The 19,090-nt window shown below is 39.5% G+C and carries 7 protein-coding genes and 2 pseudogenes; 3 read left to right on the forward strand and 6 right to left on the reverse strand.

The window, feature by feature from the left end; all coding sequences use genetic code 11:
* Positions 1-18 precede the first annotated feature (18 nt).
* Positions 19-777 (reverse strand): SDR family oxidoreductase, encoded by a 759-nt coding sequence (locus G1O98_RS01155; protein ID WP_163926790.1) that lies wholly within the window; start codon positions 775-777, stop codon positions 19-21.
* 434 nt (positions 778-1,211) lie between these two features.
* On the opposite strand from G1O98_RS01155, the gene G1O98_RS01160 reads away from it, so the two are divergent.
* The 3 genes and pseudogenes from G1O98_RS01160 to G1O98_RS39605 all read left to right on the forward strand — a co-directional run.
* On the forward strand, positions 1,212-6,674 hold the full coding sequence (locus tag G1O98_RS01160) for an ATP-binding sensor histidine kinase (protein WP_163926791.1): 5,463 nt from the start codon (positions 1,212-1,214) through the stop codon (positions 6,672-6,674).
* Between the two features lie 143 nt (positions 6,675-6,817).
* A pseudogene (locus tag G1O98_RS01165) lies at positions 6,818-6,986 on the forward strand (ISAzo13 family transposase); the annotation flags it as partial.
* A 69-nt stretch (positions 6,987-7,055) separates the two neighbouring features.
* Positions 7,056-7,277, forward strand: a pseudogene (locus G1O98_RS39605) (ISNCY family transposase); the annotation flags it as partial.
* Between the two features lie 348 nt (positions 7,278-7,625).
* Here G1O98_RS39605 and G1O98_RS01175 read toward each other — a convergent pair.
* From G1O98_RS01175 to G1O98_RS01195, 5 genes are read right to left on the reverse strand one after another with little or no spacing between them, the layout of a single operon-like run.
* Positions 7,626-7,850: an MbtH family protein gene (locus G1O98_RS01175; protein ID WP_163926792.1), complete on the reverse strand. Its 225-nt coding sequence runs from the start codon at positions 7,848-7,850 to the stop codon at positions 7,626-7,628.
* A gap of 32 nt (positions 7,851-7,882) precedes the next feature.
* Positions 7,883-8,641 carry a class I SAM-dependent methyltransferase gene (locus G1O98_RS01180; protein ID WP_163926793.1) on the reverse strand — a complete coding sequence of 253 codons (759 nt, stop codon included), beginning with the start codon at positions 8,639-8,641 and terminating at the stop codon, positions 7,883-7,885.
* A gap of 55 nt (positions 8,642-8,696) precedes the next feature.
* Positions 8,697-10,100 (reverse strand): aspartate aminotransferase family protein, encoded by a 1,404-nt coding sequence (locus tag G1O98_RS01185; RefSeq protein ID WP_163926794.1) that lies wholly within the window; start codon positions 10,098-10,100, stop codon positions 8,697-8,699.
* 31 nt (positions 10,101-10,131) lie between these two features.
* Entirely contained in the window at positions 10,132-14,505 is a 4,374-nt protein-coding gene (locus tag G1O98_RS01190; RefSeq protein WP_163926795.1) for a non-ribosomal peptide synthetase, read from the reverse strand.
* Position 14,506: 1 nt separating this feature from the next.
* Positions 14,507-19,078 (reverse strand): non-ribosomal peptide synthetase, encoded by a 4,572-nt coding sequence (locus G1O98_RS01195; protein ID WP_175586461.1) that lies wholly within the window; start codon positions 19,076-19,078, stop codon positions 14,507-14,509.
* Positions 19,079-19,090 lie beyond the last annotated feature (12 nt).

Genomic DNA, 19,090 nt, shown 5'->3' on the forward strand with positions numbered 1-19,090 from the left:
CCTAATTGGTTAAGATATCTAAGCATTCATCCCGCCATCAACATCAAGTGTTGCACCGGTGATGAAAGCTGCGTCAGGACTGGCGAGAAAAGCGACCGCAGCTGCAACTTCCTCTGGCTTACCGTAGCGGTTGAGCGCTGTGGCTGCTTTTTGGATTACCGCAAAATCACTATCAGATGGGTTCATATCAGTTTCAATTGGGCCTGGCTGTATAACGTTAACTGTAATCGCCCTCGACCCCAGGTCACGTGCCCATCCGCGCGTGTAGCCAGCGATCGCAGATTTAGTTGCTGAATAATCGGAGATTCCTGCCCAAAGCGAATGGGTTCCAACACAGGAGCCGATGGAGATGATCCGTCCACCTTCAGTCATGAGTGGTGCAGCAGCGCGGACGGCAGCCACTACGCCACCCACATTGATCGCAAACTGCCGTTCTAAGGATGCAATATCGCTTGCAGGATCGCCAACTATACCAAGGACAAATACGCCAGCGTTGTTCACGAGAATATCGAGACGACCAAAGCGTTCAGCGACCATCTTAACCAAATTTCCAACCTGGAGAGGATCGGCTTGGTCGGCTTTGAAGGCGGCGGCACTAACGCCTTTTTCTTCGAGTTCCCGGACAACGATCGCGGCCGTTTCGGATGAGGTGGCATAACTGATGGCAATGTCTGCGCCGTCTTCAGCCAGACGTTTAGCGATCGCAGCACCAATACCCCGTGAACCACCTGTAATGAGGGCAACTTTACCTGTGAGTTTCTTAATATTGCTATTCATGATTTTTGCTTTTTCGTTGTTGTAACCTGTTACCTCAGTTATTTTACACCGGGTACTTTTGTCAAGATTTTGACAACGCTATTAATAAATCAGCAATAGTAACCAAGCCTGATGTGTTTTACCCAAATTTGAAAAATCGCAATGCGTATTTACTGATGATCGTTCACTTCAGTAGAAATCTGTATTTGTGGTTCTTAGACTGACGCAAGTAAGTAAATTCGCCAGTTATTTAGCATAAATAGACTTAGACTATTACGTAAATAAACGGACTATACACACTGTCAGAGAAAGTTTATAGTCATTGCGTGGTGCTAAAGATTAGCGAGGCTAATCATTATTTAATTCGCATTTGAAGAGTTAACTTGACTTGAATTCTGGGAACTATCATATTAACTACCAAAATCTATTAGAAAATAACATTCAGACAAGTATTAATGTTTAAATTAATTGCCCACATCCCTGACTATAGTATTACAAGTTTAATTTATGAAGCTGCTGCCACAGTAATTTATCGAGCATACTCCAAGGCTAACGGGCACTTAGTTGTTATCAAACTGCTCAAAGCAGAATATCCTAGTATCAAAGAGATTGCCCAACTCAAACACGAATACGAAATCATTCAAAATCTGAATATTGCAGGTGTAATTAAAGCCCATAAATTAATCAGTTATGATAACGGCTACAATAATGGTCTAGCACTGGTTTTAGAAGACTTTGGTGGAGAAACCTTAAAACATCAGATATCTACGACAGGGATTGAACTTACAAAATTTCTTAATATTGCCAATCAAATTACTGAAACATTGGGAGAGTTACATACCCACCACATTATCCATAAGGATATTAAGCCCGAAAATATTCTTTATAACCCCAATACCGAAAAAATAAAACTGATTGATTTCAGCATCGCTTCGCTGTTATCCAAAGAAAGTCCAGAAATTACTAGCCTCAACCTTTTAGAAGGAACACTGGCTTATATGTCGCCAGAGCAAACCGGACGTATCAACCGAACTTTAGATTATCGGACAGATTTTTACTCATTAGGTGTCAGTTTCTACGAAATGCTGACTAGTCAGCTTCCCTTCCCCAATGCTCAAGACTCAATGGAGTTGGTGCATTGTCATATTGCGAAAATTCCTGTAGCTCCGCACGAGATTAATCCTAATGTACCATTGGGAATCTCTGCGATCGCTATGAAACTTCTCAGCAAAACTGCTGAAGACCGTTATCAGAGTGCTTACGGGTTAAAGGCTGACTTAGAGCAAGCAGCGATACAACTACAAACAAAAGGCAGCATTGACCTTTTTAGCCTAGGCCAGCAAGATTTTTCGCATCAATTCCAAATAGCTCAAAAACTTTACGGTCGGGAAGTAGAAGTGGCGGCTTTAATGGCTGCCTTTGAAAAAGTTAGCCTTGGTTCGAGCGAAGTTGTGTTGGTAGGAGGATACTCAGGTATCGGCAAATCCTCACTAGTTAACGAAGTTCACAAACCGATTGTGCGGCAACGAGGTTACTTCATTGGTGGCAAATTTGACCAACTCAAGCGAGATATTCCTTATGCTTCTTTGATTCAAGCATTTCGAGAATTGATGCGACAACTGTTAGCTGAAAACCAAGCCAGAGTCGAGGTTTGGAAAAATAAATTACTACAATCATTGGGAGTTAATGGTCAAGTTATTATTGATGTCATCCCGGAAGTAGAACTGATTATTGGGCAGCAAGCGCCTGTACCGCAATTAGGGGTTGCTGAGTCTCAAAACCGTTTTAATCGGGTGTTTAAGCAATTTATCCATGCCTTTACTGCTGCTGAACATCCCTTAGTCCTGTTTTTAGATGACCTCCAATGGGCAGATGCCGCCTCTGTAAACCTGGTCGAGAATCTGATGACTGACCCAGAAAGTCAGTATCTATTGCTGATTGGGGCTTACCGAGATAACGAAGTTAGTGCCACCCATCCACTGATGCTAATGCTAGAGACAATTCAAGCATTTGGGGCAACTGTTGAAGAGTTGCTTTTGAAGCCATTAGCAGCACCTCATATTACTCAACTGGTTAGTGACACGTTCAATTGCGAATCATCTCAGGCAGAACCTTTAGCTGATTTGCTGTTTCAAAAAACCCAAGGTAATCCCTTTTTCTTGACTCAGTTACTAAAAGTACTACATCAAGATAATCTCTTGACATTTGATTATCGTTCGGGCTTATGGCAGTGGGATCTCAACAAAATTCAGGAACAAGCCATTACTGATAATGTAGTCGATTTAATGGTGAATAAAATTCAGAGATTGTCAGAACCAACGCAGCAAGTTTTACAATTAGCTGCTTGTGTTGGGAACCGTTTTAATTTAGAAATTCTAGCTGTAGTCAACGAAAAATCTCCATCAGCAACAGCAATTGATTTATGGTCAGCTTTGCGGGCGGGATTAATTTTACCTTTAAGCGATACTTACAAAATTCCTCAGTTGTTGAATCAGTCAGAATTGGCAACATACTGTGATACGGCGGTAAAAGTTGACTATAAGTTTTTGCATGATCGCGTTCAGCAAGCTGCCTATTCTTTAATTCCAACCGACCAGCGAAAACAAGTACACCTGAAGGTAGGTAAATTACTATTACACAATACTGAAAAAGCCCAGTTGGAAGAGCATCTTTTTGAGATCGTCAACCACCTCAATGCTGGCAGCTCATTGATTGTAGAACTAGTAGAAAGATATGAACTGGCAGAATTAAATCTGAAAGCAGGGCAGCGCGCAAAATCATCTTCGGCGTTTGTAACTGCACTTAAACTTCTGGAGACAGGGATGAATTATCTACCTGTAAATAGCTGGGAAGATAAATATTTCCTGACATTAACTTTATATTTACAAGTTGGAGAAGCAGAATTTTTAAATGGTAACTATGAAAAAGCCTTGCTAATTTTTGAGCAGACTTTCAACAAGGTTCAAACTACTCTTGATATGTGCCGAGTAAATGAATATCGGATTATGTGTTATCGCATGGAGAATGATTTAAACTCCGCATATAAAATTGGGTTAAACACCTTGGAACTTTTAGGTTTTGAGTTTGCAGCTTATCCTGATGATGTATATCTATTAGAAAAACTCAATCAAACAAAAAAAGTTATTGGCGATCGCACAACTTTTAGTCTCGCAGAACTACCGCCAATGCAAGACGAAGAGAAGTTAATGGCTCAACGCATCTTAAAAGAAGTCTGGCCCATTGCCTACTTTTTAGGATCTAAAGCGTTGCATATCACATCAATGAACATAACTCAACTTTCAGTTCAGTATGGCAACTCAAGAATTTCTGTATTTGGTTACATGCTGTATTCTTTCAATTTAGTATTTGAATATGGTGAGGTAGATTCAGGTTATGAGTTTGGTGAATTATCTCTGCGTTTGCATGAGATTTTAAGAACGAAGGAATTGGAAGCGAATATTTTGAATATGTGGGGAGGTTTAATCTGCCACTACAAAGACCATATTAGCCAGGGTAAGCCTTATTTATTAAAAGGATTTAATAGTGGTTTAGAAACAGGTTCTTATCAATGGTCTGGTTATTGTTCAGTTAATTTTTTATGGCAATGCTTATTTGGAAATGAATCTTTAGAAAAAACGGCAGAAGTAGCCGAAGATTTTATTCCTAGCCTCCGCAAGATTGACAAAAATATGTTGAACTACCATCTGCTGGCTATGGAAGCGATCGCTAACTTGACTAAGCCAGCAGGTAAGATTGACGAACTTGTGGGCACTTGGGCAGATGAACGGCAAGTGCTAGAGTTTGCATTGGCATCTTCGGATATGTTGAGCGCATTTGTAGTTTACATCTATAAACTGGCACTCTGTAACTGGTATGGAGAGTATAGCAAAGCTGTTGAGTATGCAGAGAATGCCGAAAAATTTGTTGCGGGAGCGCGAGGAATTTTTATTAATCCTGTTTTCTATTTTCACCAAAGTATTGCCTTAGCAGAGGCTTATGTGGAAGCAGATACCGCAACTCAAGTCATTTATCTGCATAAACTAAATGCCAACTTAGAAAAATTCCAGCAATGGGCAATGCACTGCCCAACTAATTATCAACACAAGTTTCTGCTGATTCAAGCTGAAATTGCTCGGATTTCTAAACAAGATTATCAGGCAATGGAGCTGTATGATAAGGCGATCGCTTCTGCTGCCGAAAACGGTTATTTACAAAATGAAGCCTTAGCAAACGAACTCGCATTTCGATTTTACTGGGACAAGGATAGAAAAAACTTTGCCAAAGTTTATTTTAAAGAAGCCCGCTATCGCTATCTCAAGTGGGAAGCTACAGGTAAAGTCCGGCAACTGGATGAACAATACTCCCAACTTTTTAGAGATCCAGTCGGGGAGGTAAATGGGCGTAGTACAGCTACAAAGCAGATTCGGGATATTTCTGGAGCTAAAACCCAAACTTTAGATTTAAGCACAGCAATTAAAGCATCGCAGGCACTCTCAAGCGAGATGGAGTTAAATCCTCTGCTGGAGAAAATGATGACGATCGCGATCGAGAATGCTGGTGCCCAAATGGGTTATCTACTTGTAAAACGGGATAACCAGTGGGTGATCGAAGCCGAAGGAAGCATTGATCGAGATCAAGTAACAGTGCGATCGTCTAGTCTGTTTCAAGTAAAGCATAAGCTACCAGTTTTGCTGATTAACTATGTTGAAAGAACAAAAGAAAATTTGGTTTTAGACGATGCTAGCCACACAGAGCGTTTTGTAAGTGACAACTATATTGTTGCCAATCAACCCAAATCAATTTTGTGTTTACCTTTCTCTCATCAGGGTAAACTAACTGGAGTTCTTTACCTGGAAAATAACCTCACTACCGGAGTCTTTACCGCAGATCGATTAGAGGTACTGAACTTATTAACTTCGCAAGTTTCCATCTCTATAGAAAATGCTCGGCTCTACACAAATTTGCACATATACTCCCAGGAGTTAGAAATTTCGGAAACACAAGCGCGTGAGAAAGCAAAGCAGCTAGAACACACGCTCGATGAATTGAAGCTTACCCAGTCTCAGATGGTGCAAAGCGAAAAAATGTCTAGCCTAGGGCAGTTGGTGGCAGGTGTTGCTCACGAAATTAATAACCCAGTCAGCTTTATCTACGGCAACCTGACTTACGTAAATAATTATGTCAAAGACTTGATGAGTTTAGTACAACTTTATCAGCAGCAAAACCAGAATTTACCACCTCAAGTTCAAAATGAAATAGATGCAATTGACTTAGATTTTTTGATGGAAGACTTACCGAAACTGTTAGCTTCCATGCAAGTGGGAACCGATCGCATTCGTCAAATTGTATTATCTTTACGAAACTTTTCCCGCCTAGACGAAGCTGATGTTAAAGCCGTTAATATCCATGAGGGCATTGATAGTACTCTAATGATTTTGCAAAATCGGCTCAAACCCCAGCCAGATTCTCCCGGAATTCAGGTAATACAGGAATATGGCAACCTGCCACCTGTAGAGTGCTACCCTGGCCAACTGAATCAGGTATTTATGAATCTGCTCGCCAATGCGATCGACTCTTTAGAGGAATTTAACGAACATCGGACTTATGCAGATATCGCACTTCAGCCAAGTATCATTACAATTCGTACTACTGTTGAAGGCAATTTAGCCGTCATTCGCATTGCTGACAACGGTTCTGGTATCAGTGAAAATGTGCGATCGCAACTCTTCACACCCTTTTTCACTACCAAAGCTGTTGGTAAAGGCACTGGTTTAGGGCTATCTATTAGTTACCAGATTGTGACTAAAAAGCATCGAGGAAAGTTAGAATGTCTATCCGTTTTAGGACAAGGGGCTGAATTTATTGTTTCTATCCCCCTTAAGGCAAGGCTAGTACCGCAAGGCGGAATTAAAAATTAAAAATGAATACAGCGTAAGCATTTCATTGATTTAAGTAGGTCGGCGAAATTAAAGCTAACTGGCTAATAGGCATCATGTAAAAATAACTTGAACAATTTGCCAAATAGTTAGATCATCAGAATGTAAGCGAATGAAAGACCTATATGTCTGATCGGCAGGTAGTCGCAAGCATTCAAGACAAATATGATTCGTTAAAGCCCTATTTGAACGAGAAAACACGGCGTATTTGGGCAGCAATTGAAGCCCGAAGCCTGGGGTGGGGAGGCGTAAGCCAGAAAGCGAAAAGCAACTGGACTATCGCGGACTACAATTGTATGTCACCAATGCACCCACTACTCAACTCACACTACCACAAGCGTTTCGGCTTTTCTTAGCGCCATTCTTACTCGTAGTTATTGGCCTGGACTGTTTCATTGTTACGAAGTTGAAGGTTTACCTCGAACCAATAATGACCTTGAACAAACATTTGGTGTTTTACGACATCATCAACGTCGTTGTACCGGTCGTAAAGTGGCTCCTTCATCACTTGTAATTCGAGGAACAGTCCAGTTAGCTTCAGCCATTGCTACTGCACTTCATTCTTTTACCGCCCAGGATTTGGCTCAAGTTTGTGTTCATACTTGGCAACAATTACGCTCTGATTTACGCCAACATCAACTTAATCGCATTGAACAACTTCGATTCCGTCGAAATCCTCAAGCTTACTTGAGAAATCTTGAGAAAATACTTCTCTAGCAAACTTTGCGGTTCTAGGTTTTCTAAACCCCTTGCCAGGCAACTATTTCAGCTTTTCTTAGTGCCATTCATACCTTTGGTGATGAGTATGAAGTTTACAGGCAATGCACAAAACGATTAATTCCTTACCTGTTCTAATTTGTTCAGTTGATATACATAAGATAAATGAATTTTGACCTTAACCGAGAAGTATTGCAAAAACTGAGATACTCCTTATTAATTTTTCTTAGATAACTCCTCCATCTTCTTTCGCAAACTTAGGGGTCTCATATCAGTCCATACTTCTTTAATGTATTCCATACATTCTGATTTTATCCCAGTTTTACCTGCATCTGTCCAACCAAGGGCATTTTCTCTATCAACAGGCCAAATAGAATACTGCTCTTCATGATTAACTACAACTTTGTAAATTGTTGTATCTTCAGTATCTGCGTTACTCATTATTTTTTTTACTCCAAATATTTATTTATGATCTATTGAGATTGCTTTCGTGCTGAAAAAATAGCGTAGCTATTATATTGATAATCTGCTATGTTTCCCTCTTCATCGTAGACATTAATATCAGTAAAGCCTACATTCTGAAGAGCAGGTATAACTTCTGCTTGAGAATAAGCTCTAACTAAATTATTAATATCTAAACGCTGCCAACTGCCTCCTAACGGTTGAAAAATAGTAATAGTAAATTCTCCTGTTTTTTCTTTAGGATTATGGCTATAGCGACAAGACCAAGCGAAATCATGTTTCACATCACCCTCAGCGATTTTACCATTCCAAGATTTGTAACCATCTTCTAGTTTTAATCCAAACATAAAAATCCCGTTAACTACTAAACTATCATGCACCTGCATAAAGACTTTTTGCAGGTCTTCAATGCTTATTATGTCGTTAAGGCTAGCGCTAGGAGAAATAACTGCGTGGAAAGTAGGCGGTAAGTTAAAAAATCTAGCATCATCATGAATAAATCTAGCATTAGGTGCATTTTCACGAGCATATTGCAACATTGGTTCTGAAATATCAAGGCCCGTTACTTGATAGCCTTGCTCGATTAATTCCTGTGCTATATGTCCTGTACCACAACATAAATCAAGAATATTTGCTCCTTCAAGAATCTTATATTGTTGTAGTAATTTTTCAAAAGGAGGCAAATTATGCTGGCAATACTTTAGGCCCCAATATTCATTATAAATCTTAGCCCAAGAGTCATATTGAGGATTAGAATTGATTGTAACCATTTACCTGTACTCCGATTTTTAATTTCTTTTTTAATTAAAATTACTAACGTTATAACTATGGTAATAAACCACCTTTTCGCAGTTCATTGATAGTACTTTTAACTGCTTCAATTACATATTCCAGGTCTTCATCGGTGTGCGCTGTCGACATAAAACCACCATTTCCTATTAGGAAAACTCCTTGATATAGAAGATGATAGGATATCAAGTCTATATTCTCTGAAGTAGAATTTCCAGAATCAGAAGTATTTCCTAAAGGAATAGAATTAAACATAGAACCGCAATTTGCTAACCGAATTGGTACTCCATCTGCTTGAAAGTAACTATTCAGTTTTTCTACAAACTGGGAAGTACGTTGATTTACCTTTTCTTGAAGAGCAGTGCCTTGATTTTTTAAATAGTTAAGCACTGCCTTAGCAGCAGCCATAGCTAAGGGATGTTTGCAGTAAGTACCGCTAAAAAATGTTGTTTCTACTTGCGGGAAAGAAGCATCCCCGTAGCTCCATATTCCACCATCAATTCTATCCATGTAGTCTGCTTTGCCTGCTATAACTCCAATGGGCAAACCACCACCTATAATTTTTCCATAAGTTGCTATATCTGCTTTAACACCAAACCATGCTTGCGCTCCACCTAAATGAAGGCGAAAGCCTGTAAGCATTTCATCAAATATTAATGCTGTACCGGATTTTTGGGTGATTTCTCTTAATTGCAACAAAAACTCTTGAGGCTGTATATTTGGTCTTTCATCTTGAATAGGTTCAACTAAAACAGCAGCTAATTCATGTTGATAAGCTTTGATTACTTCTAACGATTTAAAATCACCATAATCCAAAACTAAAACATCTTGAGCTACATTAGGCAATACACCGGGAAAACGTGGAACTACAACTAGATTGTCGTCTAATTTCTGTCTTTTAACTAAAGTGCCATCAAAATGTCCATGATAAGAGCCTGCAAACATAGCAATTTTTTGGCGGCCTGTTGTAGCGCGTGCTAGACGTAGTGCCGTCATTACGGCTTCTGTACCTGTATTACTAAAAGTTACCCGTTCCATACCAGTTAGTTTACAGAATAACTCTGCAACTTCACCAGCTAAATCTGATTGTGGGCCTATATGTATACCTTGTTCTAGCCGCTCTTGTATGGCTTCTTTAATAAAAGGTGGATTATGACCAAAAAAACTTACTCCAAAGCCCATCAACAGGTCTATATATTCATTTCCATCAACATCCCAAATTTTAGAACCAGAAGCACGTTTGCCAATAATGGGATAGACTATTTCTTTAATAGTTTTGTTAAATCCGATAGAATTTCTTCTATCTGCAAGCACAGAACGATATGCTTGAGTTAGCTGTTTCGATGTTTGTGTCCGTTTGGAATAACGGGCAATAAAGTTTTCTAGATACTGCTGTTGAGGATTCACCTTGGCTGTAGTTGTTGAATTTGTTAATTGCATAGTATTAATGTGTGGCGAATTTTATAAAGCATTAGATGTTGATCAATTTATGTTTGGGAGCCTCCAAAAATCCTTTTTGCATAAGATAAGACAAGTAAGTATTAAGCAAACTATCATCGATTGGTGGGCAAATAATAGAGGTATTTGCTAGCCCATCGAGTGTATTCTGGCAATCAAACTTTAGTACTGCTGAGTTATGATTCTGTTCACTCAGCAAGGGTACAAGTGGATATAGTGGATGTTCTGGGTAGTGTTCAGCAATGTTAATCAAATCTGCTTGCCATTGGTCATTAGAAATTTGTTGCAGTGGATAGCCAAGGGAGCGGAGTAATTTGATCAGCTTAATTGAATGAAAAGGTTGGGAATTTACAAAGTGAAATGCCTTCCCTATAGATTTTTCTTGTCTGGATAAATAGACTACGGCTTTGCTCACATAATCTACAGGAGCCATATCTTCAATCATATTGCCATCTGGCACTTTTTCAAGTTTTATACAGCCGATGATTAATCTGTATAAAAAGTCATTTTGATTGAATACTCCGGTTTTGCTGTGTCCAGAAACACGTCCTATCCTATGTATAGTTACAGTAAGGCCGCGATCGCGTGCAATGTTAACTAACTTTTCGGCAACCCATTTACTTTGCGTGTAGCCGCCAGATGGCACTTGATAATCATTGAGGTTATCTTGTTCTTGAACTATTTTTATGCCAGAATAACCTTCGGGAGAGAATACCCCATTAGTTGATATAAAATGTACAGGTTTGATTTTAACTTGACTTGCTAGCCTCAAAACTTCTTGAGTTCCTAATACATTCGCCCCCTTGAGTGTGGAATATGGAGAAGTATGATGAACCCATGCACCATTGTGATAGATAACATCAATTAATTCAGTCAATTCTTGAAATCCCTGTCTCGAAAGTCCTAAAAGTGGTTTAGACAAATTTCCGACAACGGGAATAATTCTATAACTAAAAGTTTCATTCCAAAGCAAATATGATTCGAGGCAGCTTTGAATTCTTTTTTTGCCTTCTTCTGCATTAGCAGCACGTACTAAACAATAGATATCTGCATGAGTTTGTTGCAGTAGTTCATAAAGCAAAAATGCTCCGACAAAACCTGTAGCTCCAGTTAATAAAATGTTAGTAGGCTGAGTTGGATATTTAATTGGTATTTCCAGACGGATTGTAGGATCAAGAACAGCCTCTGTTTGCCAATCGATTTGATTATTCGGAGTAATAGCAAGAGTAGAAAAACCCATTTTTTGAGCTGTTTCAATACTCTGTGTTAAACTAGCGATTGTCGGCATTTCAAACAAACTGCTTAAAGGTAGTTCTATTTTCCAAGTTTGTCGAATCTGAAAAATAAGTTGTGTTAGTAGTAATGAATGCCCTCCCAATTCAAAAAAGTTGTCTTCAATTCCAACTTGTTTAACCTTTAGCAATTCAGCCCAAATTTTCGCTAGTTGTTCTTCGATGGCTGTACGTGGTGCTATATAAGTTGTTTCAATATTAGAATAAGTCTGGCCAGGTAGAGGAAGTGCTTTGCGGTCTATTTTACCATTTGGTGTAAGTGGTAATTTTTCCAGTAATACAAAAGCAGAAGGAACCATGTACTTTGGTAAATTCTCTTTTAAGTATTTGCGTAAATGTGGTATTAGTTCGGTATTATTTACTGAATCAAAATTGCCAGTATTAGGAACAATATATGCTATTAAACGCTTATCACCAGGTTTATCTTCCCTAATTACAACCACACTATGTTGGACAACGGAATGTTGAGCTAATTTAGCTTCGATTTCTCCTAGTTCAATCCGGAAGCCACGAATTTTTACTTGATGATCAACGCGTCCAAGAAACTCTATATTACCATCAAGTAGGTAACGCGCTAAGTCACCAGTTTTATATAGACGCGCACCGTGCTTATTACTAAAGGGGTTGCTAATGAACTTTTCTGCTGTTAGTTTTTGGCGTTTAAGATAGCCTCGTGCAAGACCAGTACTACAAATGTATACCTCACCAGGTATACCAATTGGCAACGGTTGTAAATGACTATCCAATATATAAATTTGGGTGTTAGCAATTGGGCGACCAATGGTGACTAGATCATCTTCTGGCTTAATACAAGAAAATGTAGAATAGGTTGTGTCTTCAGAAGGGCCATAAAGATTAAAGACATTTTGCACAGAAGTTTCTTGATACAACTGCTGCACCAATGGTTGAGGCAAAGGTTCACCTGCTAAGTTAATGGTACGTACAGAAGCGGGTATACTATCAATTTTTAGTAATTCAGCGATCGCAGATGGAACTGTATTGATTAAAGTTACTTCTTGAGCAGCAACTGAAGTCTGTAAATGCAACAAATTTTCTGCAACAATTACCTTGCCACCCCAACTTAGAGGCACAAATATTTCAAATATTGATAAATCAAAACAGATAGACGTTGATGCTAAAACACCAGCTATGTCTTGGTCGTTAAATACTTCTTTTGCCCAATATATTAAGCCAATAGCATTTTGATGTTCAATAATAACTGCTTTTGGTTGACCCGTTGAGCCAGATGTATAAAGAATGTAAGCGTTATTAATAGGTGAAACTTGATTATTGATATTTTCTTGGCTTTCATTATTAATAATTTTCCAGTCTCTATCAACACAAATTGCTTCGGCTTGATGAGGAGGTAATGTATCTAACAGGTGTGCTTGAGTAAGTAGTATTTTTACTTGAGCGTCTTGGAGCATGAAAGCTAAACGTTGAGGGGGGTAATTTGGATCTAGTGGCAGATATGCCCCGCCAGCCTTGAGAATTCCCAAGAGTGCAACTATCATATCTAAGGAACGCTCTACACATATCCCCACCAGTACCTCTGGCTCTACTCCCAGTTTTTGCAGATAGTGGGCGAGTTGATTTGCTCTTTGATTTAGTTCTTGATAAGTAAAATAGTAATTTTCGTATACTACCGCTACAGCATTAGGTGTTTTTTCTACCTGTGCTTCAAATAATTGATGAACGCACTGGTCTTGTGGGTAATCAATTTCAGTATTATTCCACTCAACTAATAAAGTATGCTTTTCTGCTTCTGTCAATAGAGGCAAGTCTGACAAGCACTGCTCAGGATTAGCTAGAATACCTGCTAACAAATTGCCCAAATGTCCTAACATCCGAGTTATAGCATCATCATCAAAGCGATCGCCATCATAAGCAATTTCTAATGACAACTCTTGGCTAGGTACGGCTGTCACCGTTAAAGGATAGTTTGTCCGTTCATCGGTAACAACATTCAAAATTTCTAGATTATCAATTTGCCGTTTTGAAGTGTCCACCGGGTAATTTTCAAATACCAAGATGCTGTCAAATAAAGACATTCCCCGTGGGACTTCACTCCACCCTTGCACCTGTACTAACGGACTGTATTCATATTGAGAAATTTCTGCCTGTTTAGCTTGAATCTGTTTGAGCAAAGCTACAACAGAAGTATCTGCTGCTACTTGCACTCTCAGAGGTAAGGTATTGATGAACAATCCTACCATAGATTCTGCACCCGCCAGCGTTACCGGACGACCAGAGACGGTGACACCAAAAACTACATCTTTCTCGCCACTGTAATAGCTCAACAGCCAAGCCCAAGCACCTTGTACTAAAGTATTGAGGGTAATTTGCTGCTGACGAACGAGCGATCGCATTGCTGCGGTTTCGCTAGCTGATAATTTTATTTGTTGGGCTGCATGGTTTTTTATTTGGCTATGACTAATAGTCAGTGTTTTTTCAATACGGAGGTTAGTAGGAGCAGAAAAACCATTCAATGTCTGTCGCCAAAAAGTCTCAGCCTTTGACAAATCCTGTTTCTGTAGCCATTTTATGTAATCGCGGTAAGGACGGGGAGGCTCTAACCGTAATTCTTCATTTTGGCAGAAGGCAGTATAAAATTTAAAAACTTCTTCCAGCAACATTGATGTAGACCAACCATCGGTAATTAGATGATGGGTGTTCCAGACAAAATGGTAAGTATTTTCGCTGGCTTGAATTAACGCCAAACGCATCAACGGCGCTTGGGAGAGATCAATACCTAAAGTGCGATCGCTTTCTAAAAAAGCTTCTAACTTTTCTTGCTGCTCAGTAGATGAAAGACCCGTCCAGTTGTAATGTTTTAAAGGCAGTTGCACTTGACGCAGCACCACTTGTACAGGTTCTTTTAAACCTTCCCAGCGAAAACAAGTCCGCAAAATTGAATGACGCTGAATTACCAGCTGCCAAACTCGTTCAAATACAGGAATATTCAGTTGTCCAGAAAGAGTACATACTAACTGATTAAAATAAACTCCTGTATCTGGTGCAGATAGGGTATGAAAAAGTAATCCCTGCTGCATTGGTGAAAGAGGATAGAAATCCTCTACATTTTGCATACCCATTTTAAACGTCTCCAATTGCTGCAATGATGTTTTCGAGGTCAGTTTCACTCCACTGAAAGTCTGATAAATCTGCTGGGAGCGAGTTATTTTCAGAAACTTGGTGAATTAAAGAGAGTAATGCCTTGATAAAATTCTCAGCTAGATTCTCAACCGTGCTTTGGCGATGAATCGCATTGCTGTAAGTCCAACTGATTTGTAATCGGTCTGCAACTACAATGGCGTTGATATCTAGTAAATGGCGACGGCTTCCCTTTGGACTGCTTGCAGAGCCAATATCTGCATCAGCTAAACTAAAGGTTGATGATTCTGAAAGGACTTGATCAGATTGTCCTAAATAGTTGAACAACACCTCAGCTTGAGGTAGAGTTTGCAGTTTTTCTGCAATTGATTCGTCATCGCTAAGATAACGCAGTACACCATAACCAATTCCGCGATTGGGAATCTCGCGTAACTGTTCCTTGATAGTTTTTACCGTCGTGGCTGAGTCAGAAGTTGCTGGCAAGTTTAATAATACTGGGAAAATGGTCGTAAACCAGCCGACAGTTCGTGACAAATCCACATCATCAAAGATGTCTTCCCGCCCATGTCCTTCTAAATCTAAAAGTAGTGTTGGCTCTCCCATCCACTCAGCAAAAGTTTGTACCAGTGCGGTGAGTAATACATCGTTAATTTGAGTTTGGTAAGCGGCTGGTACTTTTTGTAATAAAGCTTGGGTATCTTCCACACTTAAGGAAACAGATATAGTACGAGCCGAAACAACTGTGTTTTCGCCTCCGGGAAAATCTACTGGGATGCGGGAAACGTGACGACGGGATTCTGCACACCAGTACTCTAGTTCATTTTGAAGTTCATCTAACTGGGCGTAGTTTTTTAACTTTTGCGCCCACTGCTGGAAGGAAGTTGTTTTAGCTGGTAATTTAATTGCCTCACCCGCTTGTAGTTGGGTGTAAACAGTTTGGAAATCTTCTAGGAGAATGCGCCAAGAAACACCATCAACAGCTAAATGGTGAATGATTAGTAGTAGGTAACTGGGCTGATTTGCACCACGGTCAAAAATAGCCGCTTGTACTAACGGACTCTCTGAGAGATTGAAACTAGCTTGTGATTTTGTGGCTGTAGAGGCGATCGCTAATTCTTGTTCCTGCTGTGGCAATGTAGAAAAATCGCAGCGTGTCACTGTAATATCTCTAGGAGGAGCAATAAACTGCTGCCATTCAGAAACTTCCTTGACAAAACGCAGCCGCAGTGAATCATGATGCAATATCAACTGCTGCATTACTTGTTCTAAAACCTCTGTGTCGAAATTTTGCCGCATTTCCAGCAGAATTGCCTGATTACAGTGGTGTGGCTCAGGTTGATTTTGCTCAAAAAACCAGTGTTGAATCGGGGTGAGAAATACATCACCTGTCACTAATCCTTGTTCTGCTTGGATAGTGCGAACCGTACCCGCCACTGCTGCCAATTTTGCAATTGTCTGGTTATCAAACATTTGCTTGGGAATCAATTGCAAACCAGCTTGATTAGCTTTAGCAATAATTTGGATACTCAAAATAGAATCGCCGCCCAACTCAAAGAAATTGTCGTGGATACCTACCCGTTCCACACGCAAAACCTTAGTCCAAATGTCTGCTAGTAATTTCTCCGTCGGCGTAGTAGGAGCAACAAAAGTACCTGATTCGGCTCTAACTTCTTCTGGTGCTGGCAATGCTTTTGAATCTACCTTGCCATTATTTGTCAAAGGTAGAGCCTTTAATGGTACAAAAACCGAGGGAACCATATAATCAGGCAGTTTCTCTGACACAAAGCTTTGCAGAACGTCGATAGAACTGGGTGATTCTGCATTCCAAACAATATATGCAGCTAAACGTTTGTTACCTGGAACATCTTCCCGTGCTATTACTGCGGCTTCCTTTACCCCCGAATGCTCTAGAATTACGGATTGAATTTCTGCTAACTCAATGCGGAAACCGCGAATTTTTACCTGGTCATCGATTCGTCCGAGAAATTCCAGAACCCCATCTGGTCGGTAACGCGCCAAATCACCTGTTTTATACAGTCGTTCCCCTGGTATTTGAGAAAATGGGTTAGGAATAAACTTTTGTGCTGTCAATTCTGGCTGATTGAGATAACCTCTAGCTAATCCCAAACCACCAATGTGCAACTCACCCACCACGCCAATCGGTACAGGTTGACAGTGTTGGTCAAGCACATATAACTGGGTGTTAGCAATAGGATTACCAATTGCGACTGAAGTGGAAAGATTTTCTCCTGTCGGTACTTGGTAAATGCAACACCCTACAACTGTTTCTGTCGGCCCGTATTCATTGACCAACATCGTATCTGGTGCAAACTCCCGCCAGAAAGCAATATCTTCAGCCAACAAATTCTCACCACCAATGATAAAGGCTCTGGTGCGACCTGCGGCTTCTTGCGGTGATAACATCTGACATAGTAACTTTAGGTGAGCCGGTGTAATTTTCACCAAGCTTAAGTTAGAGCGTGCGCGTAAAGCATTAGCCAGAGTTTCAATACCTTGGTCTGGTGAAAGAATTTCTACCTGATTCCCCACTAGTAACGGAGAGAACAGGCTGGTAATCGTCAGGTCAAATCCTAAAGGAGAATGAACGATTGTTCCTGTACCTTGGTCAAGATTATAAGCTTGGGTACACCAACTCAGGTAGTTAACTAGCCCTTGATGGTGAATTAATGTACCTTTGGGTTTACCAGTCGAACCAGAAGTGTAGATGATGTAAGCCAGATTGAGAGTTGTAATATCGTTGACTGGGTTATCTATTGGCTGTTGACTAATTATTTGCCAATCAGTATCTAAGCAAATTACTTGGGTTGCATCTGTTGGTAAGTTTGCTGCTAAATGTTGTTGAGTCAGTAGTACAGGTGTCTGAGCATCTTGTAAAATAAATGCAAGACGTTCTTTGGGATAGGTTGGCTCAATTGGTAGATATGCTCCACCTGCTTTGAGGATACCTAATAAGCCGATGACCATTTCTAGGGAGCGTTCTACACAAATCCCCACTGGTACTTCTGGCTTAACTCCTAATTGTTGTAGGTAATGGGCTAGTTGGTTAGCAAGGGTGTTGAGTTCACTATAAGTTAACTGCTGATTCTCAAAAATAACAGCGATGTTGTCTGGTGTGCGTTTTACCTGTTCCTCAAATAATTGATGAATGCACTTATTTTTGGGATAGTCAGTCTGGGTATGATTAAAATCAACCAGTAGTTGTTGTAACTCGTTTGGCGGTAATATCTCTAACTCATTAATTGTCGATAACGGATTTTTTAAGATACTGTGCAATAAAGTCTCAAATTCTTCCGTTAAACGACTTATATTTTCAGCACTAAATAAGTTAGCGTCATAGTGAAATTCTACAGTCAAATAATCGTTGTATTCTAAACAAGAACATTTTACTTTAAACCTATCTATACAGGCATATTGCTTATAAATTGAAAAATTAATATTAGCAGCAGTATAGTTATGCTTTTGTGGTTTAAAATCAAAACAAAATGGAAAATGTGATGTATTTATATTCTTATTAAGTTTAATATTTTCCCAATTAAAACTATCTTGCCATTCATGAATTTCTTGAAGGCGATCTTGAGTTCTCTGTAAAACTTCACTAAAAAAGCTAGTTGATCTTAAATAGCTGTGTAAAGGTAAATATTTAGCAAATAATCCTAACGCTGATTCTAATTCTTCGTAATTACGACCATCGTTAGCCGTACCAATAACTATTTCCGATTGCCCAGTTAAACGCATCAGCAATGCTTGCCAACAAGCCAATAATAATACAGAAACAGAAGTATTATGTTTTTGGGCTAAAATTTTAATTTTATTAGTAAAATCAGGATTTATCTGCAAGCTCACAAATTGAGGCTGAAACTCTTGATTGACTTGCAGTTGATTCTCTAAAGGCAAATGTAAATCCAAAAGGTGAGCAATATCCTGTTTACGCCAATACTCTCTACCTATTGCTGTATCTTCTGATTCAAGTAATTCATTTTGCCATTCAGCAATATCAGCATACTGGAGGATTTCATCAGATAATTCTTTATCTTGTAAACAAGCTTCATAAGAACTACTGATTTCATGCACCAAATTTTTCAGAGTTGCAGAATCCGCACACAATGCTGGTAAGCTCAAAAGTAATATATATTTTTGCAGTGATAAAGTTATTAGAGAGATACGCAAAATTTGACCTTTTTCGTAATCAAAAGGCAAATGAAGCATTTTTTGAAAAATTAAGTCAATTTGGGCATCTTGCTGCTGAGGTTTCCAGGCTATTAAATCATAGTCATCTTCCCAGTCAAGGCTACCATGATTAATTACTTGAACTGGAATTTCCATGCCGGGCAAGCATTGAAATTTAGTCCGCAGAATCTCATGCTTATTAACAACATTGTTTAAGGTTTCTTTAAGATGAGCTATGTCGAGCTTTCCTTCTATTAAAACTGCTACTTGGGCACGAAATGGTGTTTGCTTATTTGTGTGCTGTAACAACCACAGACGTTTCTGGAGTGGAGAAATTCGGACACCTTCAAGAGTTTTAGTTTGCATAATATTGGAAAA

The organism is Nostoc sp. UIC 10630, from assembly GCF_010747425.1.
In the GTDB taxonomy this organism is placed as follows: Bacteria; Cyanobacteriota; Cyanobacteriia; order Cyanobacteriales; family Nostocaceae; genus Nostoc.